The 19,081-nt window shown below is 59.3% G+C and carries 25 protein-coding genes and 1 pseudogene; 7 read left to right on the forward strand and 19 right to left on the reverse strand.

Annotated elements, in window-relative coordinates; translation table 11 throughout:
• Window positions 1–2 precede the first annotated feature (2 nt).
• Window positions 3–374, reverse strand: a complete 372-nt coding sequence (locus tag SynPROS71_RS04085) for an AbrB family transcriptional regulator (RefSeq protein ID WP_186584621.1) — start codon at window positions 372–374, stop codon at window positions 3–5.
• Window positions 375–468: 94 nt separating this feature from the next.
• Between SynPROS71_RS04085 and SynPROS71_RS04090 the strand changes: the two genes are divergently transcribed.
• The gene (locus SynPROS71_RS04090) at window positions 469–738 is read left to right on the forward strand and encodes a YciI family protein (protein WP_186596836.1); all 270 of its coding nucleotides are present in this window, start codon (window positions 469–471) and stop codon (window positions 736–738) included.
• Here SynPROS71_RS04090 and SynPROS71_RS04095 read toward each other — a convergent pair.
• Together SynPROS71_RS04095 and SynPROS71_RS04100 are read right to left on the reverse strand one after the other, a co-directional pair.
• Complete coding sequence (locus SynPROS71_RS04095) at window positions 714–1,046, reverse strand: c-type cytochrome (RefSeq protein WP_186596838.1); 333 nt, start codon at window positions 1,044–1,046, stop codon at window positions 714–716. The two genes, SynPROS71_RS04090 and SynPROS71_RS04095, sit on opposite strands and share 25 nt — an antisense overlap.
• A 23-nt stretch (window positions 1,047–1,069) precedes the next feature.
• The gene (locus SynPROS71_RS04100; protein ID WP_011932645.1) at window positions 1,070–1,315 is read right to left on the reverse strand and encodes a DUF3136 domain-containing protein; all 246 of its coding nucleotides are present in this window, start codon (window positions 1,313–1,315) and stop codon (window positions 1,070–1,072) included.
• An 85-nt stretch (window positions 1,316–1,400) separates the two neighbouring features.
• Here SynPROS71_RS04100 and SynPROS71_RS04105 point away from each other — a divergent pair.
• Window positions 1,401–1,937 (forward strand): annotated as a pseudogene (locus SynPROS71_RS04105) (Nif11 domain/cupin domain-containing protein); the annotation flags it as partial.
• Here the strand turns inward: SynPROS71_RS04105 and SynPROS71_RS04110 are convergent.
• The 5 genes from SynPROS71_RS04110 to SynPROS71_RS04130 form a co-directional block, all read right to left on the reverse strand.
• Window positions 1,825–2,385 carry a phosphate-starvation-inducible PsiE family protein gene (locus tag SynPROS71_RS04110; protein ID WP_370586853.1) on the reverse strand — a complete coding sequence of 187 codons (561 nt, stop codon included), beginning with the start codon at window positions 2,383–2,385 and terminating at the stop codon, window positions 1,825–1,827. The pseudogene SynPROS71_RS04105 and the gene SynPROS71_RS04110 overlap by 113 nt on opposite strands.
• A 5-nt stretch (window positions 2,386–2,390) precedes the next feature.
• Window positions 2,391–2,645 carry a hypothetical protein gene (locus tag SynPROS71_RS04115; RefSeq protein WP_186596842.1) on the reverse strand — a complete coding sequence of 85 codons (255 nt, stop codon included), beginning with the start codon at window positions 2,643–2,645 and terminating at the stop codon, window positions 2,391–2,393.
• Between the two features lie 41 nt (window positions 2,646–2,686).
• Entirely contained in the window at window positions 2,687–3,019 is a 333-nt protein-coding gene (locus tag SynPROS71_RS04120; protein ID WP_186596844.1) for a hypothetical protein, read from the reverse strand.
• An 8-nt stretch (window positions 3,020–3,027) separates the two neighbouring features.
• Window positions 3,028–3,375, reverse strand: coding sequence for a YkvA family protein (locus SynPROS71_RS04125; protein ID WP_255442364.1), 348 nt, complete (start codon window positions 3,373–3,375; stop codon window positions 3,028–3,030).
• A 94-nt stretch (window positions 3,376–3,469) separates the two neighbouring features.
• Window positions 3,470–4,396 (reverse strand): sigma-70 family RNA polymerase sigma factor, encoded by a 927-nt coding sequence (locus SynPROS71_RS04130; protein ID WP_186596848.1) that lies wholly within the window; start codon window positions 4,394–4,396, stop codon window positions 3,470–3,472.
• A gap of 249 nt (window positions 4,397–4,645) precedes the next feature.
• Between SynPROS71_RS04130 and SynPROS71_RS04135 the strand changes: the two genes are divergently transcribed.
• The 3 genes from SynPROS71_RS04135 to SynPROS71_RS04145 all read left to right on the forward strand — a co-directional run bounded on the left by SynPROS71_RS04135 (window position 4,646) and on the right by SynPROS71_RS04145 (window position 6,614).
• The gene (locus SynPROS71_RS04135) at window positions 4,646–5,137 is read left to right on the forward strand and encodes a DUF2214 family protein (RefSeq protein ID WP_186596849.1); all 492 of its coding nucleotides are present in this window, start codon (window positions 4,646–4,648) and stop codon (window positions 5,135–5,137) included.
• Window positions 5,138–5,149: 12 nt separating this feature from the next.
• Window positions 5,150–5,806, forward strand: a complete 657-nt coding sequence (locus SynPROS71_RS04140) for a matrixin family metalloprotease (protein WP_186596851.1) — start codon at window positions 5,150–5,152, stop codon at window positions 5,804–5,806.
• Between the two features lie 130 nt (window positions 5,807–5,936).
• Window positions 5,937–6,614 carry a L,D-transpeptidase gene (locus tag SynPROS71_RS04145; protein WP_186596852.1) on the forward strand — a complete coding sequence of 226 codons (678 nt, stop codon included), beginning with the start codon at window positions 5,937–5,939 and terminating at the stop codon, window positions 6,612–6,614.
• Here the strand turns inward: SynPROS71_RS04145 and hisIE are convergent.
• Window positions 6,611–7,291 carry a bifunctional phosphoribosyl-AMP cyclohydrolase/phosphoribosyl-ATP diphosphatase HisIE gene (gene hisIE, locus SynPROS71_RS04150; RefSeq protein ID WP_186596854.1) on the reverse strand — a complete coding sequence of 227 codons (681 nt, stop codon included), beginning with the start codon at window positions 7,289–7,291 and terminating at the stop codon, window positions 6,611–6,613. The two genes, SynPROS71_RS04145 and hisIE, sit on opposite strands and share 4 nt — an antisense overlap.
• A 68-nt stretch (window positions 7,292–7,359) precedes the next feature.
• Here hisIE and SynPROS71_RS04155 point away from each other — a divergent pair, with 68 nt between their 5' ends.
• The gene (locus tag SynPROS71_RS04155) at window positions 7,360–7,860 is read left to right on the forward strand and encodes a 6-carboxytetrahydropterin synthase (protein ID WP_186596856.1); all 501 of its coding nucleotides are present in this window, start codon (window positions 7,360–7,362) and stop codon (window positions 7,858–7,860) included.
• Here SynPROS71_RS04155 and clpB read toward each other — a convergent pair.
• Entirely contained in the window at window positions 7,820–10,435 is a 2,616-nt protein-coding gene (gene clpB, locus SynPROS71_RS04160) for an ATP-dependent chaperone ClpB (protein WP_186596858.1), read from the reverse strand. The genes SynPROS71_RS04155 and clpB overlap by 41 nt on opposite strands.
• A gap of 141 nt (window positions 10,436–10,576) precedes the next feature.
• Here clpB and SynPROS71_RS04165 point away from each other — a divergent pair, with 141 nt between their 5' ends.
• Window positions 10,577–10,792, forward strand: a complete 216-nt coding sequence (locus SynPROS71_RS04165) for a hypothetical protein (RefSeq protein ID WP_186596860.1) — start codon at window positions 10,577–10,579, stop codon at window positions 10,790–10,792.
• Window positions 10,793–10,796: 4 nt separating this feature from the next.
• On the opposite strand, the gene SynPROS71_RS04170 is transcribed toward SynPROS71_RS04165, so the two are convergent.
• The 9 genes from SynPROS71_RS04170 to SynPROS71_RS04210 form a co-directional block, all read right to left on the reverse strand.
• Complete coding sequence (locus SynPROS71_RS04170) at window positions 10,797–10,997, reverse strand: Nif11-like leader peptide family natural product precursor (RefSeq protein ID WP_186596862.1); 201 nt, start codon at window positions 10,995–10,997, stop codon at window positions 10,797–10,799.
• On the reverse strand, window positions 10,994–11,356 hold the full coding sequence (locus SynPROS71_RS04175; RefSeq protein ID WP_186596864.1) for a c-type cytochrome: 363 nt from the start codon (window positions 11,354–11,356) through the stop codon (window positions 10,994–10,996). The genes SynPROS71_RS04170 and SynPROS71_RS04175 overlap by 4 nt, the downstream gene beginning before the upstream one ends.
• Before the next feature lie 133 nt (window positions 11,357–11,489).
• Window positions 11,490–11,849 carry a plastocyanin gene (gene petE / locus SynPROS71_RS04180; protein WP_006040850.1) on the reverse strand — a complete coding sequence of 120 codons (360 nt, stop codon included), beginning with the start codon at window positions 11,847–11,849 and terminating at the stop codon, window positions 11,490–11,492.
• Window positions 11,850–11,883: 34 nt separating this feature from the next.
• Window positions 11,884–12,876, reverse strand: a complete 993-nt coding sequence (locus SynPROS71_RS04185) for an NAD(P)-dependent oxidoreductase (protein ID WP_186596866.1) — start codon at window positions 12,874–12,876, stop codon at window positions 11,884–11,886.
• Between the two features lie 10 nt (window positions 12,877–12,886).
• Window positions 12,887–13,945 (reverse strand): uroporphyrinogen decarboxylase, encoded by a 1,059-nt coding sequence (gene hemE / locus SynPROS71_RS04190; protein ID WP_186596868.1) that lies wholly within the window; start codon window positions 13,943–13,945, stop codon window positions 12,887–12,889.
• A gap of 118 nt (window positions 13,946–14,063) precedes the next feature.
• On the reverse strand, window positions 14,064–16,349 hold the full coding sequence (gene glgB, locus SynPROS71_RS04195) for a 1,4-alpha-glucan branching protein GlgB (RefSeq protein ID WP_186596870.1): 2,286 nt from the start codon (window positions 16,347–16,349) through the stop codon (window positions 14,064–14,066).
• Between the two features lie 78 nt (window positions 16,350–16,427).
• Window positions 16,428–17,174 carry a DUF3887 domain-containing protein gene (locus SynPROS71_RS04200; RefSeq protein ID WP_186596872.1) on the reverse strand — a complete coding sequence of 249 codons (747 nt, stop codon included), beginning with the start codon at window positions 17,172–17,174 and terminating at the stop codon, window positions 16,428–16,430.
• A gap of 23 nt (window positions 17,175–17,197) precedes the next feature.
• A complete protein-coding gene (locus SynPROS71_RS04205; RefSeq protein WP_186596874.1) occupies window positions 17,198–18,802 on the reverse strand; it encodes a CocE/NonD family hydrolase in 1,605 nt (534 codons plus the stop codon).
• Window positions 18,792–19,037, reverse strand: a complete 246-nt coding sequence (locus tag SynPROS71_RS04210) for a hypothetical protein (protein WP_186596876.1) — start codon at window positions 19,035–19,037, stop codon at window positions 18,792–18,794. The genes SynPROS71_RS04205 and SynPROS71_RS04210 overlap by 11 nt, the downstream gene beginning before the upstream one ends.
• Between the last annotated feature and the right edge of the window lie 44 nt (window positions 19,038–19,081).

Consider the following 19,081-nt stretch of genomic DNA (forward strand, 5'->3'; position numbering starts at 1 on the left):
GATCACTCTTCGTCTTCGTCTGTGCCGCCGACGGGGACGAGACGAATCTGCTTGCGGCCAAGCTTGATTTCGAACTCATCACCAGGCTTGAGATCGAGCATGGCTGTGTAGGCCTTACCGATCAACAGATTGCCGTTGCCTTGAACGGTGGCGACGTAGGAAAGCTTGCGACCGCCTTTGCCGATTCCGGCAACGCCAGTAGCACCGAGATTCACTCCCTTGGCTTCGAGTAGTGCTTCGTAGAAGGCGGTGAAGTTGAGGCGCTCCCCACCATCCTTCTTGTTGGACACATAACCGCAGGCACGGACGAGATCAGACTTGCTGACATCACCCAGCTCCTTCACTTTGTTCAGCAGGTCAGCACCTGTAAGCATGGTCGTTAAAAACATCTACTCACTGAACATAGCGCTTGATGTGCAGCATGTGCCATCCTTTGCCTCGGTTTTGTACCAACTGGACAAGCAACCTATGGCTCGATTCGTTCTCTGGGGTCTGTACTGCGAAGATGCTCTTCAGAAAAGAGTGCCTTTTCGGGATGAGCATCTTGCTCGACTGCAAAGTCTCAAGGACGACGGCACCTTGATCACTCTGGGCCCTACTGAGGGCAGCACTCATGTGTTTGGAGTGTTCGAAATGGAGAGTGAATCCGCGGTTCGCGCGCTGCTAGAAGCAGATGTCTATTGGCGCGAGGGTATCTGGACGCGTCTGGATGTTTATCCCTGGGTCCAAGCGTTCTGAGCTTGAAGCCAGACCCATTCGCCAACAACGTGTTCGTTTCCCTCGCCGAGGGCGTCGCCATAACCACTCATTTGGCCGATTCCCTCTCTGGCGATCGCTGCAATCGCTTCTGGATTGTCCAGGCCTCGTTTTGATAGATCCTTCAATTTCAATGAACGACCGCGGCGAATGATGTTCCCGCCGTTGGGGTGACATCCGGCGCAGTGGAGGTCAAACAGCTGGGCGCCATCTGTGGATAGGGCGCTGCCCCTCTGTGCTGGCAAAGCAAGAGCAATCAATAACCCAGCGACAATCAACAGTGCTCGCATCGCCGAAAATCCCTTGAGGGTTCTCAGTCTGCCTTTGAGGCCGTGTCATTCATCTGATGGGAGCGCTGATAGCGGAGCACAAGATCCTCAGGGGAGCGATAGCTCTGAGGCAGTGACCGATGCAGGCGTTGGAGATAGTCCCAGCAGATGGTGCGCTGAATGGCCGTCATGGATCGCCCTTCAGAGACAAGCCGACGCAAGGCTTGGCAATAGCTTGAAAATCCTGCTTCCAGATCACCGATCGTGAGCGTGCGACTTGAGGCGGTCATGACCGGATCTGTCAGGTTCCCCTGACTTTCGTGGTGTCCCCCTCTTTTCGTCTGTTGCCAGGATCACGAGATTGCTTCGGATGTCATGGCAGAAGAGGATCTGCAGCGTTTTCTGCAGAAGGTCGAGGCGCTGAATGCCCTCGTTGAGCTCCTCGAGAACGATCCTGCTTCTCGGAGACAGTTCGCTGCCTGCTCGGATCACAACGCAGTTGTGGCTTTGGCTTCAGCCTGGGGATTCGAGATTGGACGCCGTTGGGGAGAGGCCTCCTTGGCTCCTCAAGCTCCGTCGATGGAGACGACCAACCTTTTGGCGGATGCGGGTTGTCTTCCGGGCAAGGAACAGGAGACTGTTCTTTGCTCTGGACCGGATTGGAGGCTGGTAAGAATCCAGTCCAATGCCGCAAGCACTCCCTCAGGCTCCTGGTACGAGCAGAAAGAGCATGAATGGTTGACCTTGCTGAAGGGGAGCGCCCTTCTCAGACTGGCGGATCCTGATCAGCTCATCGATCTCAGTGTGGGAGATCAGCTCTTGCTTCCGGCCGGTCGTCGTCATCGGGTGGAAAGGACTGATCCCCATCCAGGTACGACCTGGTTGGCTCTGTATTGGGCTGATGGCCCCGGGCTGATCCCCACGGCTGCATCGACCGTTTAACCAGCCAATAAGCGCCGGCCAAGGCGATGGATGAGATCCCAAGGCCGATCAGAAGCTGAGGTTTGTTCTCAGATCCGGCAGGCAGAACGATCACTTTGCGGGCCACGGCGGTTAAGGCTGTGACGAGAACCAGTTCGATTTGAACAACGTGGCGCCTCAAATAACTGGTGATGTTCTGAAGCACTTCCAAGGCGATCAGAACAGTCAGGAGATCTCCAAGTACTCGGATCAGTCCGTCCCCGATCCAGTACGCATCCTGGTCGGTGGTGATCAGGGCCAGCGTGACTTTGACCGTGAGTTGAACGAGCGCTGCAACGATGACCACCGCGGTGATCACGGTGAGAAGAATGGCGACTTGTTTCTCGCCTTGATCAACCCACTGAAGGAAGCTTCGACGTTGGCGACGGAACTCGGGCATGCGCTTCAGTTGCTGCTGAAAGGGTTGTAGTAGGGCTTCGCGGGGGTGTCTCCGGGCGGGTTGTCGATCTTGGTGTTGCAAGTAATCGAGCCGTCTGCGTTTTCAAGGCAGTCGGTCGGTACAACTGTGCTCTGTGGACCTGTGCGGCTGTTTGGGCCGAGAAGCCAAACCTCTGATTGGGCCAGGACGGCCTGGGGAAGGGTGGCGGCAAGGGCCGTCATCAAACTGATGCCGGCAAGCTGTTGGGGCAGGGAGGGCATCGTCCTCAGCGCATGTCACTCCACTTTGCCCGGGATTTCCATTAGCTGGCGCGGTCATCACGGATTTCCTGCAGGAGTAGGTCGAGTTGCCCGAATGGATCGGCAGAGTCACTGGTTGTGTTCGCAGCCTCGCCGAAGGGGCCCGAAGACTCTCCATCCGCCCACTCGGCTTCAATGGCGCAAAGGCGGGCCGCAAGTCTGGGCATGCCACCAAGGCTGTAATCCCGTTGAAGAATCTCAAGAAGGGCGGGCATGCGTGTGGATGAGGCCCGGAGGCTGCGCCGCAGGTCGGCTTGCGTTCGCCCTTGGTTCTTGAGCCAGTCCTTGAGCAGTGCTCCGAGGTCGTCCTCCAGCTCTTGAGACCAGGGGGTCATGGATTTGATCATGGAAACCACCGCTCCAGTCTGCGCTGAGCCCTCTGTCTGATTTCGGGAGTGATGTGATTCCTGCACAGTCCAAGCAAGGCGGTGAGTGCCACCAGATCGTCGCTGAAACCAGCCACCGGCAGAAGATCAGGGATCAGATCAATCGGAACGAGCAAATAGGTGAGCGCCGCAAGAACGGTGACTCTGGCCTGATGGGGAGTGCTCGGCTCGAGCACCATCTCCATTGCTTCCAGTGCTGGGCGGGCGAGAAGTCGGCCGCTCCGCTTGAGCAGGTTGTGCAGCAATCCTGCGTCCACCGTGACGTCATCAGTCTTTGAATCGGCGCGTGAGGAAGCGGATGCCAACGGGGTCATTCTCCTGAGAATGACCCTTAGTTTCAGTGATCTCGGCGTGCGCGAGCAGGAGAGGGATCCGGCGGGTTGATGGTCGGGTTTCCGCTCAAACGCTCATTTCGACTAGTCCGTGCTGAATTCCAGTCTTGCGGAGCTTGCGCAGTGCGCGCTGCACCACCTGACGGCAGTATTCGCGGCTGCAGTTCATCTGACGCGCCACCTCGGCCAATGTTCGCCATTCATTGCTTCCGTCAAGGCCGAAGCGCAGCATCACAACGGTGCGTTCCTTGGGCGTGAGGTTGGATTTATCGAGCAGTTTCCAGGCTGATGCCGTGCGCTCGGCAATCTCAGCTCTTTCCATGGGCGGAACTTCCTCGCTGGGAAGCACGTCCACTAGCTCCGATGGATCGGATTTTGACTTCACCACGCCCTGAAGGCTCACGGTGACGCTACGCAATTCGCAACCAAGAAGATCTTCGACTTCGCTGATTGGAAGCTTCATGTCGTCAGCCAGCTGTTCTGTGCTCGGTGACAAGCCATTGCGTTGCATTAAACGGGCTTTGGAAGCACGAAGTTTTGTAAGTTTTTCATTCACATTGACGGGGATGCGAATAGTTCGGCTCTGGGTTGAAAGAGCACGATTGAGTCCCTGCCGAATCCACCAATACGCATAGGTGGAAAAACGATGACCTCGGGTTGGATCGTACTTTTCAACGGCTCGGGTCAGTCCGAGGGTCCCCTCCTGGATCAGGTCAAGTAGGTCAAGGCCTTTGCCCTGGTAGCGCTTGGCGAGATTCACAACCAGCCTCAGGTTGGCTGTGATCATCTGATTCTTGGCCTTTTCACCGCGTTTGATCGTGCGCTTCTCGTCATCGCTGAACTCGCAGGCTGGGCCACTGCCCCCGGCGAGCTGACAACGCTCGGTCAGGGTCACCATGGCCTGCACCTTTCGGCCCATGGTTAATTCCTGTTCAGGCGTCAGTAATTGGTGTCTGCCGATTTCGCCCAGAAAAGCACTCAGGGAGCTCACCATTTTGTTGGCTCTGTTTCTTTGAACCTAGGGCGAATGTCTTTTTCTCTGGCCCGTGTAATAAAGAGTGCGGAATTCATTATTTGGACACAATTTTGAATTTGTTCTGATTCCCTTTTTTATTCGTTTTTTTAATCGTTTTTCTTCGCTTTTCGTCTGCCTGAGTATTTCTACGTAAGACAAGCTTTCTGCGTAACAGCAGCTTGTGGAGTTCTGCCGCTACCCTCGCTTGCGCCGACCTATGTCGAATCCATGCCTTTGGCCACCGTGCTCACCCCCGAGATCGCCAAGAGTGCGGGAGTGGCCTACATCCACTACGTGAGCTTCATGTTCTGCTTTGCGGCGCTGGTTGTGGAGCGCAGGCTGCTGCGTCCAGATCCTGATCGGCGTGCAGCAACGGCGATGGTGATCACCGACATCATTTATGGCATTGCGGCTCTGGCGCTCTTGGTGAGCGGCATCTTCCGAGTTCTGTATTACGGCCAGGGAAGCGAGTTCTACACCCAGAACCCACTCTTCTGGTGGAAGGTCGGTCTCTACTTGAGTGTGGGGGGTCTCTCCCTTTATCCAACGATCACTTACATCCTCTGGGCGATCCCCTTGCGCAAGGGTGAGCTCCCCAAGGTGAGTGAGGCACTTGCCACCCGCCTGGGATGGATCATCAACGTGGAGTTGGTGGGCTTTTCGCTCGTTCCTCTGCTCGCCACGCTGATGGCCCGAGGCGTCGGGCTGCCCAGTGTGTGACCCACGCGATTCATGAACCTTGACCCGTGCCCTCCGGCTCAGGCGGAGCGTGTTCTGGAAGGGGAGTCGCTTCGGGCAGGCGCTGCTGTTGCAGCCCCGGGATACGGCAACAAGTTGGCCCGATCTGACTACGGCGCCCCCTCCTTGCCGCAATGGTGTGTTTGGGTTCAACCCGCTGATGGAATGGAGGCGGATCGCTGGGAGCGACGTTGGCTTCAAGGCGTGAATGCAGCGCTGGACAGCTGGGCCAAGTTCCTTCCTGTTGTTCGCGTTGAGGATCCGCGACGCGCCCATGTGCGCGTTGAGCGGCGGCGTCCCCCGCTGCGTCAGCTGGCTGGGGGATGGCGCGCCAGCAATGGACGCAGTTTGTTGCAGGTGCTGGAGGTGAAACGTGCAGATCGCGCGCTGCTCGAGCCCCGGGTCACCGTGCTGGTGTCGCCGGAGCTGCGTGCATCGTCTCTGAGGGCGACGGCGTTGCATGAGCTTGGGCATGCGTTCGGGCTCTGGGGCCATAGCGATAATCCCGCGGATGCCATGGCACCTGTGCAGGGGGCATCCCCGGTGCTTGAGCCATCTGCGGATGATCGCCTCACGTTGGAGTGGATCCGTCGCCAGCCGACAGGTTTTGGGCGGCCGTTGCCGCCCCGGCCTCAGGCTGATGACGCGTAGAAGTTGCTGTTTCGTAACACATCTGAAACGGAATCGTGTCGCCTGGGCGGGGAGTGGCGGCTGCATTGCTGGGATGTCATCAGGCTCTAAACCCGGCAAGCTGCTGAACGAGACTCCTTCCTCTTTGGCTATGACGCGGAGATGGCACACCGGACAGTTGATGGGATTGCCCGCCCTTGCTGCTCTGGCGGTCGCTGCGGTGGGGTGCAGTCCCTCGGATCAGGCTGTTGATCAATCCGCTGGCGCGTCAGAAACCATCCTCATTCAGCTGGATGGCGACGATCCATCGGCCAGTCGGGGGGAGCTACGGCGCGGCAGAACGCCCCTGCAGTTCAAGGTTGGCTATGGCCGCAACGGCATTGCCTGCCAAGGAACACGTTTCGAGGAGGGCTGGACTCCCCTAGGCACCTTCCGTGTGAATGCTGTGCTCAGCGCAGATCGCTTTGCGATGGATTCCTCCCTGGTGGAGGCCTCCGGAAAAAGTGAGGCCTATCTGCGCGACAACCTTTTCCGCAACATGAGCGCGATTGACTTCAAAGGGGATGGTGAAACTGCGGAGTACGGCATCGGGTACATCAGCCTGACGCCGGTTCCCCCGACGCCCCAACCGTTCCGCTTCAACACCTACGACGGTCAATTCCGCTGGTACAGCTTTGCCATTCACGGCACCAATGACCCCAGTCGGGTCGGTCAGTCGGTGACTGGAGGGTGCATCAATGTTGGACAAGAGGCGATGGCCGATCTGCTCAAGACCGTTCAGCTCGGTGATGAGGTCGTGATCACCTCCGAGAGCCCCTGCGTGTCTTAAGCCGATTCCTGGTGCCGCCTTGGTGCGCCTCGTCGGGCCGCAAGAACTTCTTGCACTTGGCGCCAGCTGACACCGTGATGGGCCAGCGCCACTTGGAGATGGAAGAGGATGTCTGCCGCTTCACCGGCAATCTCCTCGGGGTTGCCGTCTTTGCAGGCCATCACGAATTCGGCGCTTTCCTCGCCGATCTTCTTGAGGATGCGATTGTCACCGCCGCTGAGCAGTTTGTTGGTGTAGCTGCCTTCCTCCGGGTGTTCGCGGCGGTCTTCGATCACGCGCATCAGTTCCGTGCAGGCATCCGCCGGTGGTGGCGGGGCCTGAGCTCCCCCTTCACTGCGCTGATCCCCGTCTTCAAAGAAACAACTGCGTGCACCGGTGTGGCAGGCCACGTCGCCGCGCTGCTCGATGCTGAGCAGGATTACGTCGGCATCGCAGTCGTAGCGGATGTTGCGCACTGTCTGGGTGTGTCCACTGGTGGCTCCCTTGTGCCAGAGCTCCTGGCGGGAGCGGCTCCAGTAGTGGGCTTCGCCGCTGCTGAGGGTGAGCTCCAGCGAGCTGCGATTCATCCAGGCCACCATCAGCACGGCACCATCCAGCCAGTCCTGCGCAATCGCGGGGATCAGTCCCGCTTCGTTGAAGCGGAGCTGATCGAGGAACGCAGGGGTGAGGGGCTGCATCGGTGGGAGTGGGGTCCAGATGTAGACAGGAGGAATCCTCCCGCAGCGCCGTTCCGTTCGTCTGCCCGATGCCCCTGCCCCCCGCTGGTTACACCTGCAGCAAGCAGTTCGACGGTTACCCCTGCTGTCATCGCCAATGGCGTCATCCGGGACATTGCCGGTTCGTGCATGGCTACAGCCGCAGTTTTACGGTTTGGTTTGCTGCGACGGCTTTGGACGCCTGTGGCTTTGTGGTGGATTTCTCAAGCCTCAGACCCCTGGAGGCCCAGCTGCGTGAGCAGTTTGATCACACCTTTCTGGTGAATGACGATGATCCCCTGCTGGCGCAATGGCGAGATCTGCATGCGCAGGGGGCCCTTGATCTGCGCGTGATGGAGAACGTGGGAATGGAAGCCTCAGCAAGGTTGGTGTGGACCTGGGCTAACGCACTCCTGAAGGAGCGTGATCAAGGCCGCAGCTGCTGCTGGCGTGTGGAGGCCCGGGAAAACCGGGCCAATGGAGCCTGCTACGAGGCCCTGCCGGAGTGGTTCAACGCAGAGCCAGCTGTTGCTGGTTCTCGTGGCCTGTGACGGGTTCGACATCCACATGGACGGTGTCACCGTCGCCATACCTGCCGGAGAGGATGGCTTTGGCAATCGGCGTTTCTAGTTCCCTCTGAACGGCGCGCTTGAGTGGACGGGCGCCATAGACAGGGTCGTAGCCGGCATTGGCCAGCCAGTCCGTGGCTGCTTCGCTGAGATTGAGGCCCAGTTTGCGCTCATCCAAGCGGGCGCGCAGGCGCTCCACCTGCAGGGTCACGATCTGGCGCAACTCATCCCGCCTGAGGCTGTGGAAGATGATCTGATCGTCGAGCCTGTTGAGAAATTCGGGCCTGAAGTGAGCGCGCAGCGCCTCGTTCACCCGCCGCTCCATTTCGCCATGCTGACCGTCATCGCCGCCGAGGTCGAGGATCGACTGGCTGCCGATGTTGCTGGTAAGGATCAGAACAGAGTTGGTGAAATCCACCGTTCGCCCCTGACCATCGGTGACGCGGCCGTCATCCAGGATCTGCAGCATCACGTTGAACACATCGGGGTGGGCCTTCTCCACCTCGTCGAACAGGATCACGGCGTAGGGCCGGCGTCGCACAGCCTCCGTGAGCTGCCCCCCGGCCTCGTACCCCACATACCCAGGAGGTGCCCCGATCAGCCGGCTCACCGTGTGCTTCTCCATGTACTCCGACATGTCGATGCGCACCATGGCGTCTTCGCTGTCGAAGAGCTGAGCGGCCAGGGCCTTGGACAGCTCGGTCTTGCCCACCCCGGTCGGACCCAGGAACAGGAAACTGGCGATCGGTCGGTTGGGGTCGCTGAGTCCAGCACGGGAGCGCTGGATCGCATCGGCAACTGCGGTGACCGCCTGCTGCTGGCCCACGACCCGTTCGTGTAGCTCAGTTTCCAGGTTCAGAAGCTTGGCCATCTCCGACTGGACCAGCTTCGCCACGGGAATGCCTGTCCACTTCGCGATCACCTCAGCGATGTCGTCTTCGGTGACCTCTTCGCGAAGCAAGGACTTGTCCTGTCCTCCGTCGTCTGCTGCCGCGAGGGCTGCCTCCTTGTCTGCCAGCTGTTTTTGCAGGGTGGCCAAAGTGCCGTATTCGAGTTCGGCCGCTTTGTTCAGGTCGTAGCTGCGCTTGGCTTGCTCCACCTGCAGCTGCACGCGCTCGATCTCTTCTTTCAGATTTGAGAGGTCGTCGATTGCGCCTTTTTCCTGCTGCCACTGGGCATTGAGGGTGCTCTGCTGTTCGGAGAGTTCCGCTAGCTCCCGCTCAAGACGTTCCAACCGTTCCTGGCTGGCGGCGTCAGACTCGCGGCCGAGAGACAGCTTCTCCATCTCCAGCTGCAGAATCTTGCGATCGATCTCGTCGATCTCCTCTGGTTTGGAGGTGATCTCCATCTTCAGGCGTGCAGCGGACTCATCCACCAGATCGATCGCCTTGTCCGGAAGGAAGCGATCGGCGATGTAGCGGCTGCTCAGAACGGCCGCGGCCACCAGGGCGCTGTCGGCGATGCGCACGCCATGGTGCACTTCGTATCGCTCCTTCAGGCCACGCAGGATCGAGACCGTGTCTTCGACGGTGGGCTGATCCACCAGCACTTGCTGGAAGCGACGCTCGAGGGCCGGATCCTTTTCGATGTGCTGCCGGTGTTCATCCAGGGTGGTGGCACCGATGCAACGCAGTTCGCCCCGGGCGAGCATTGGTTTCAGAAGATTGCTGGCATCCATGGCCCCACCGGTGGCGCCGGCACCAACCACGGTGTGGATCTCGTCGATGAACAGCACGATCCCGCCGTCGGAGGCGGTCACCTCCTTGAGCACGGCCTTGAGCCGTTCCTCGAACTCTCCTCTGTATTTGGCGCCTGCGATCAGGGCGCCCATGTCGAGGGCGATGAGCTGTCGGTTCTGAAGGGCCTGGGGAACGTCACCGTTGACGATGCGTTGTGCCAAGCCTTCCACGATCGCCGTTTTGCCGACCCCCGGCTCACCGATCAGCACCGGGTTGTTCTTCGTGCGGCGGCTCAGGATCTGAATCGTGCGGCGGATTTCTTCATCACGACCGATCACCGGGTCGAGCTTGCCGTCCCTGGCTGCGGCTGTGAGATCCCGTCCGTATTTTTCCAGGGACTCGTAGGAGCCCTCCGGGTTCTGATCGGTCACGGTCTGACTGCCCCGCACGGCATTGATGGCATTTTTGAGTGAGTCGGGATCGGCGCCGGCCTGCGTGAGCAGACGGCGTCCACAGCGACTGTCATCGGCAAGGGCCAGCAGGAGGTGCTCAACGGAGATATAGCTGTCGCCATAGTTTTGTTTGAGACTGTCGGCACGATCGAGCAGGTCGCTCAGGCCCTTGCCCAGATACACAGATTCAGGCGGGGACTGCAGAGCAGGCTGCTGACCGAGGTGACTCTCCACGCTGCTCTGCAGGGCGGCAGGCGTGACTCCAGCTTTTTCGAGAATGCGGCTGGCCAGGCCATCCTGTTCCAGGAGGGCTTGGAGCAGGTGTTCCGTCTCCAGCTGCTGATGCCGGCGTTTCTGGGCCAGCTGCTGAGCCGAAAGGATGGCGGCCCAGGCTTTCTCAGTGAATTGTTCGGCCGTGGGTTGCATGGTTCTTGTCGTTCTCCACCAAACGTATGGGTGATCTTCGGATCAGAGTCCTGGAGAACCGTTCTCTGTCGTTCGGTCTCCACGACAGAGAGCGGTTAACCGATGGGAATCGGTAGGGTCCACCGAACTGTTTCACTCACGATGCAGCAGCCCAAGGCTGTCGACCCAACGCTTGTGATGCGCCTTGTGGCGAGGGTGCAGGAGGTTTACGGTCCAACCCTCACGGATCCTGAGCGGATGTGCTGGACCGTTGTTCATGAACATCATCACGAGGCGATGCCAACGGAGTACGACATCCGGGAGGTCGACGAAGACTTGTATCTGGCGGTTCTTGAGGCTTGTCGCCAGGGGGCCTGAACGCTCAGATCCTGCTGTCTTTAAACCAGCTTGCGATCCTGGAGCAATGCGCATCGGCCTTGAAATCGTCGGCCGAAACGGGAAAGCCCGTTTGTCTTGCTAGTTCGATGACCGCATCAAGCGTGCCAAGGTTTTGAAGCTCTCGTCTCAACCCAGGGCTGCGCTCAAGCGCTCTGACGAAATCACTGAATCCTTCCCGGCTCATCGGGACCAGCCCTGTTCCGCCTGGCTCTCCACGTAAGCCGCGACATCTGCGATGTCTTGGTCACTGAGCTTGCCTTCGTAGGCAGGCATGGCGTTCTTGCCGTTCTCGATCTGATGTTCGATCGCCTCCAGCGGGTCCATGCCGTAGGACTCCAGATGGGCTTGGAGGTCAGTCTGGCTCAGGGTGCGGCTTGCGCTGATCACATTGCCACCACCCATATGGCATGCCGCGCAGTTGGCGGAAAAGAGCTGGGCGCCATGCTCGGGATCTGGATTGCTCAGTGCACTGGCAGGGAATGCGCCCATCAGGCTCAAGCCAATGCTGAGAAGCAAGGCCAGCAAGGACTTGGGGTTCAGCATCAAGCGCTGAGGATCTCTGCTCAAACCCTATCCAGACCTCGAAATAAAAAAAGCCCCCGAAAGAAAGGTGTCATTCTCCGGGGGCTTGTTGTGTTGCTTTCAAAAGATCGTCAACCGATCCAGGGGACTTGGATCACTCAACGATCACTTTGCCGACCATGCCAGCACCACGATGGGGCTCGCAGTAATAGTCGTAGGTGCCGGCCTCGGAGAAGGTTTCCTCCCAGGATTCACCAGGGGCGAAGGCGAGGTCACTGTGGCTGAGTTCGTCATGACCGTCGAACACAGCGTTGTGAGGAGCCAGCTTGTTGTTCACGAACTTGACGGTGTCGCCAGCTTTGATGGTGACGGTGCTGGGCTCGAAAGCAAGCATTCCGGCATCAGTGCCGAGCTTCACTTCAACAGTGGCAGCATTGGCGGATGCGACGCCGATGGAGCAGACCACGAGAAATGCGATGGCTGCTGAAACGATGGACTTCAGGCTCTTAAGCATGATGTCAAAAACACTTTGAGGATCTTAGGCGTTTTTAGACTCCACCTCGATGGGGAAGGCCGGAGTCTTGAAGCACAGCTTCAAGATCTGAAGCATGGCTGGTACCGCCGAAACGCTCGGGTTGGGTCACCGGGTTGTGGATGAAGTGGCGCTGTTTGATCGAGAACCGGTCCCAGGCGTTCACCTCGATGGGGAGGATTTTGATCAGGGTTTCAATCAACCAGGGCCAAAGCGGCACCCCAGGTGTACGGGCCACTCCACGCCAACGGCAAAGGGTGGCGACAGCTTCATTCACGCTGATCACCGGCTGTCCCATCACGATCCGGCGAACGGCTCCCTGCCCCGGTTCCGAATTGCGCGCATGAGGAGTCGTTGCCAAGTGGCCGCAGATGGCGGCAATGTCCGCTGCATGGATGAAATGGAAACTGGCGTCGGCCCGTAGAAAACGCGCGAGCCAGAGCCACTTGCTGGCTTCCGCCAAGCCTTCCGTGAGATAGCTGGTGGGAAAGGGGCTGGTGCCGTCGACGCGTCCGCCGAACACCAGGGTCGGAAACACCGCCACGATCTTCTCGGCGAGTGGATGTTGCTCCAGCTCTCTCAAGCACTGGGCTTTGGTTTGGATGTATTCCGTGCCGTAAGCCAGGGCTTCGGGGAGCGGCTGCAAGTGGCGATCAAGAATGCTCGCCGTGGAGAAATAGGTGATCTGCTCGACCAGATTTGGGTTGAGCAGCGCCAGTAACCGTTTCACAGCCACCACGTTCACTTGCTGCGCTCTCTCGGGGTCTCCCCAGGCCGTTGCGGTATGAATCACCCGGGTGACTGTGGCCAGATCGCTGGCGAAGCGGTCGGTTTCACGCAGATCTCCAACCAGCAGCCTCACCCTTGGGTTGTTGGCTTGGATCGCGGTGAGTTTGGAAGGGTCACGCAACCAAAGGAGAAGATCCGCATCGCTGTTCTGCAGCAGCCAGGCGGCGGTGTACTGACCGACGCAGCCGCTGGCGCCGGTGATCAGGATGCGAGCAGGCATTCGATTGTGCTCAGGCGAGGGCGCCGATGCGGTCCATCACGCTCTTGCCGGAGCGAAAGAAGGATGCGCCATTTTCCTCAGGGGTTCCGGGAAGGATTCCGTGCCCGAGATTGAGAATATGTTTGCGGCCTCTCGCTTTGCGCACGCAGTCGTCGATCCTGGCTTCGATCGCTTCAGGCGTCCCAAAAAGCAGGCCGGGATCCACATTGCCTTGCACACCGATGTGCTCGGGAAGCCGAGCCAAGGCTTCAGCCATATCCACGGTCCAATCCAAGGAGATGATGTCTACCCCGGTGGTGGCCATGCGCTCGAGCACCCCTGCACTGCCAGAGATGTAGAGGATGAAGGGTGTGTCGGGATGGGTCTGCTTGACCAGATCCACCACCTTCTTCTGATAAGGAGCTGCGAAGGTGTCGTAATCCGCGGGGCTGAGCTGGCCGGCCCAGGAATCGAACATCTGCACCACCTGGGCGCCGGAGTCGATTTGATAGCGCAGGTATTGGGCAATCGATTCGGCGAAGTGATCGAGCAGCCTGTGCAGGAGGGCTGGCTCCTGAAAGGCCATGGCCTTAATCACGGCGTAGTTCTTACTGCTCTTGCCCTCCACCACGTAGGCGGCCAGGGTCCAGGGAGCGCCGACGAAGCCCAGCACAGCCGCCTGGTTGCCCACGCTTTCCCGCAAGCGTTTGAGAACCTCACCCACAAAGGGCATCGATTCGCTGGGATTGAGGGGGCGGAGAGCTTCCACCTGCTGCAGGGTGCGGATCGGGTCACCGATCTGAGGCCCTTTGCTTTCGATGATGTCGAAGTCAATCCCCATGCCCGGCAGGGGCGTGAGGATGTCGGAGAACAGGATCACGCCGTCGGGCTTGAAGGCGTTGAAAGGCTGCATGGAGATCTCGTAGGAGAGATCAGGGTTCTCCGACCGTTCTCGGAAGCTCGGGTACTTGTCGCGAAGATCTCGGTAGATCTTCATGTAGCGGCCGGCCTGACGCATCATCCACACCGGAGGACGCTCCACCGCCTCACCGCGGGCTGCGCGCAGTAACAAGGGCAGGGAGTCGCTCATCAAACTCTTTCGACGTAGCCGGAAACTTACCTGAGTGATGCGTGCAAAAAGCCCCGGGATGCTTCCATCCCGGGGCCTTCGTCATATGCAGAGAACATTCGTCAGCCGAGAGGCTCGGTCAATCTTGAACCGGATTCAAGCTCCTTTTGGGATCGTGTTTGAACACCATCAGGCTCAAGGGAGGCAGGCAAAGGTCGAGAGAGTTCTCGTAGCCGTGGATCCCCCACTCTTCAGTGGGCTTTCCGCCCATGTTGCCCAGGTTGCTGCCACCGTATTTGCTGGCATCGGTGTTGAAGATCTCTTCGTAGAACCCAGCCAGGGGAACACCGACTCGGTAATGAGAATGACTTTGTGGCGTGAAGTTGGCCACAACGACGAGCCAGGTGCCGCTTGTGCTTTCCCGGCGCATGAAGCTGATCACTGAGTGGCGGTTGTCGTTGCAGTCAATCCACTGGAACCCAAACTGATCAAAGTCATCACGCCAGAGGGCAGGTTCGGCTTTGTAGAGCGTATTGAGGTCATCGACCATGCGCTGAACACCGAGATGCGGCTCGTAATTGAGGAGATCCCATTGCAGATCTCCCCAGACGTTCCATTCAGCCCTTTGGCCGAACTCCATCCCCATGAAGATGGTTTTTTTGCCTGGGTGCGTCCACATGTAGGCCAGTAATGCTCTGGTGTTGGCGTATTTCTGCCAGTCATCCCCTGGCATTTTGTGCAACAGATTGCTCTTGCCGTGCACCACTTCGTCGTGGCTGAGAGCAAGCATGAAATTTTCCGTGTAGGTGTACCAAATGGAAAATGTGATGTTGTTCTGGTGGAACTGACGGAACCAGGGATCAAGCTCGAAATAGTCGAGCATGTCGTGCATCCAGCCCATGTTCCACTTCAGGTTGAAGCCAAGGCCGCCAATGTCCGTGGGCTGGGTCACCATTGGCCATGTGGTGGATTCTTCCGCGATTGAGAGGGCACCCGGGAAGTGCTGGAAGAGCACGTGATTGGCCTGTTGGAGGAATTGCACAGCCTCCGTGTTTTCCCTGCCGCCGTGTTCGTTGGGAAGCCATTCGCCATCAGGGCGCAAATAGTCGCGGTAGAGCATCGATGCAACAGCGTCTACCCGGATTCCATCGATGTGGAACTGGTCAAACCAGAACACCAGGTTGGCAACGAGGAAATTGCGAACCTCATTGCGGCTGTAGTTGAAGATCAGCGTTCCCCATTCCTTGTGTTCGCCAATTCTTGGGTCGGCGTGCTCATAGAGATGGCATCCATCGAAGAAGGCGAGGCCGTGGCTGTCACGCGGGAAGTGTCCAGGGACCCAATCGATGATCACGCCAATGCCTTCGGCGTGGCAGCGATCCACGAATGCACGGAATTCATCGGGAGTGCCGTAGCGGCTCGTGGGCGCATACCAGCCGGTGACCTGGTATCCCCATGAGCCATCGAAGGGATGCTCGGTGATCGGCATCAGTTCGATGTGGGTGAAGCCCCGCTCCTTCACGTAGGGGATCAAGCGGTCGGCCAGCTCTGGATAGGTGAGCAGCCTGGCTCCAGGCTTGAGGTCAGCCGCTGGAACCGGAGCACGGGGCGTGCCGTCAGCTTCGATAAATGGCTCATCGGCGGCAGCGTGGATCCAACTGCCAAGGTGCATCTCATACACCGCGATCGGTTGGTCGAGGGGGTTGCTGCTGTCGCGCTTCTGGATCCATGCACTGTCGGTCCAGTGGAAGCCATCCAGGTGGTTCACCACAGAGCTGGTGTCCGGACGCACCTCATGCTGGAATCCATAGGGATCGGCCTTCTGATAACAGTGGCCGTCCTGGGTGCGGATTTCGTATTTGTATAAGTTGCCTTCACTGAGTTCGGGGATGAACAGTTCCCAAATTCCCCCCAGACGCTGCTGCATGGGGTGATGGCGGCCATCCCAGGAGTTCAGGTCGCCGATCACACTCACACTGCGTGCATGCGGTGCCCACAGGCAGAACATCACGCCCTGGATCCCTTCCCGCTCACAGTGATGGGCGCCCATGCGACGCCAGATGTGGTGATGGTTGCCTTCGGCGAAGAGATGGCGATCCATCTCCCCCATCCATTCCTGTCGGAACGCCCAGGGGTCGTGCTGCTCGTGGGTGATCCCTCCGCGGTGCACGCGTAATCGATATGAGCAACCTGGGTCATGGGCGACGGAGGCTTCGAAGATCCAGGGATGGTGAGGGGTCGACATCCCCATCTCCTGGTCCCCCAGGAGCAAGGTGACACTTTCTGCCTCAGGCATCCAGACACGGAGAACCCAGGTCCCATCGTCTTGAGGCTGAGGTCCAAGGACTGCAAAGGGATGGTCGTGACGGCACTCCGCCAGCCGCTGAGCGTCTTCAACCATCCACTCAAGAACAGTGTTGGTCATGCCTTCGGACGCCGCGTTGGCCGGGAGCTTAAGCCGAAATTTCCAACATGCGGCGCACCGAGCTGACGGAGCTGCTGATCAGACCAGATCCGCAGAGAAATCCACGTTGATGATCCGCCCCTGCCGGTTGAAAATCACGAACAGGTTGTCGGTGACCTTGCCGAATTCGATGGTGACCAGAACGAGCTGCTGCTCACCACCCTGGCTGGCCACCAGTGCGCTCTTGATGCGCTTCACACCGCCAAGAATTCCTTCAAGTTTGGTCCATTTGCGTTGCAGATCGGCCGGCGAAATCTCCTTCTGAAAATTGAGATCGAGGTAGTAGCGGGCAGCCACCCAACGACCTGCATCCAGATCTTTCACAAAATTGAGTGCCGTCTGCTCGATCGGACGCATCGTGCCGACCCATTTCCAGGCAAGCAGCTTGCCGTCGTCGTCGAGCACCAGCATCAAGGGAACCTCCCGTGTTCCACCGTTGGTGATCGCAACCGTATCCACCGTGGTGTCGTCCATGCCGGGATTGACGGCCACCACGCGAAATGTTTCGATCCCAGGGGCAGATTCCAGACGCTTGGCCACAGCCTCAACAGTCGTTGCGGCTTGAAGCGGAGAGGACAGCAGGGAATAAATCCCGGCGGCGTTCTTGGTTTTGATGGCCTGAAGAAGGGCCGTGGTGGCTTCGGTGGCTTTGCGGGGGCTGAGTCCTGTGCGGGGGGCCTCGGTGGCCTGGCTGAGGAGCGTCTCAGCGCGAACGGAGGATGCAGGGATCAGCTCAACCATGCTGGTGGCCAGGGCTGCAGCCAGAAGACAGGAGGTGAGCTTCACGACAATCGTCCGAACAATCGCGGTCAGTCTGCCGGAGTTCCACCGTTGTGGAGCATCAGAAAAGACTCCATCTGCAACCGAGCTGTCTCCAAATGCAACGCGATGCTGATCACCCGGCACCCAGGGTGAGGCGCTGCGCAGGGATAATCCGGCGAGCCAGGATTAACGCCAACCGCTGGCCACGCTGCACCTGCAATGGACAGCCGCAGTCGGTCGCCTGCTTGAAAGCTGGCGAGCATCGGTTGCAGTTCAACGCAGCGTTCCTCGCTCTGGCGTGTACGGTCTCCAAGAACTCTCAGAAGACCCGTCGAAAGTTGCTGGGTGGTTGTCGACCCCGCGGGGAGTCTGGAGAGGGTCACGCTGAGGTCGAATCCGGGTTGGTCCGCCGAGGCCTGACACTGCAGAACCGGTCGGCCGTTGAGCACCAGTGAGTTCTGTAATGGAGCACTGGTGAAGAGGGCAACATCACTGCGCTGATCGATGGAGCTGCGATCGCAAGGCCCGGCTGAAGGACTCAGGTGACCTCCAACGGCTGGGACTGGACGCCAAGGGTCATGCACAACCGTGACCGTTCCACCGGCGCCTTCCGGTGACTTGAGAAGACGGCCGTCGTTGGGGTCCAGGCAGGCCAGGCCATCACTGGCGAGGTGCCAGCCAACAGTGTCTGCTGTGGGGGGAGTCGCCAGCGTCCAGGGCAGGTCAACCCAGCGATCACTTCCCTGGTCCCAGAGCTTCAGGACCTCAGGACCCTCTGCCGCAGCGCTCTCCTGCAGATGGCGCCGAAAGAAGTTGAGCAGCAGCGCACTGCTTTGAGGCCACCATTGCAGGTGGGTGGCGGGACCGATGTGCAGTTCGGGACTTCCGCCGGCGGCCCGGGACCTCTCGGCCAGATCAAGGACGCCGCGGAGGTGGGGATCCCACCAGCCTCCCAGCAGCAGGAGCGGACGGCGCAACCAGGATCGTGGGCTGTGGTGTTGTGTCCAGCCATCGGTTTGGTCTGCAGGCAGCGTCAACCAGCGCAGAGCCATGCCATCGGGATCATGGCGTTCGAGCAGATCAAGGCCATCGCGCAGATAACGACCGTTCTCGAGGCTTTCACGGATCTCCACCCAGGCGCTCTGGTCTCCCCGTCTCCTGGCCTGTAGTGCCGCCAACTGCAGGCCCCAGCCCAGGCCGAGATGCCACCAGTGAGCGCCTCCCTCGCAGCTCCAATGGGTCCGCTCATCGAGCCCGCACATCGCCGGTGCCATGCAATCGGGAGGCGGGCAGTCCTCAGGGGCCAGAAGTTGGGTTAGGCCCTGATACGAAAAGCCGTAGAGACCGATCCGACCATTGCAGTCGGGGTGGTTCCGAATCCATTCCAGGGTTGTGGCCGTATCGCGCGCTTCCTGGCTGAATCCTTCAAACACCCCACCGGAGTCTCCCTGCCCGCGCACGTCTTGCACCAGCACCATGAAGCCATGGCGGCACCACCACTGAGGGTGAGGCAGGGTGACGGTTGAGGCGATGGCCCGTCCATAGGGTTGACGCATCAACAGGCATGGCCATGGGCCGGTGCCATCGGGGCACCAGACCCTGGATGCAAGCCCAACGCCGTCCTCGGCGATCAGGGTGTGATCAGCGAACATCCGGGCAGTGGAGGCCAATCACATACGTCGCCAGGATCTCAGCATCGGTGGTGCTGAGGTTGCGCTGTCTGGCCAGCTGACCGATGGCTTGCCCAGACAGAGCCGACTCACCCTTGGCGTTCAGAGCTTTGAATTGCCGGCACAGGGCCTTGGCTTCATCCGGATTGCGTTTGACGCTGTCCAGCAGGGTGGATTGCGCCGAGCTTGGCGAGGCCACAAAGAGAGCAGCAGCCATGGAGGCAGCGCTCAGTCGAGTCAGTGTTTGGAGGGAGTGCACAG

This window comes from Synechococcus sp. PROS-7-1, assembly GCF_014279795.1.
GTDB lineage: Bacteria > Cyanobacteriota > Cyanobacteriia > PCC-6307 > Cyanobiaceae > Synechococcus_C.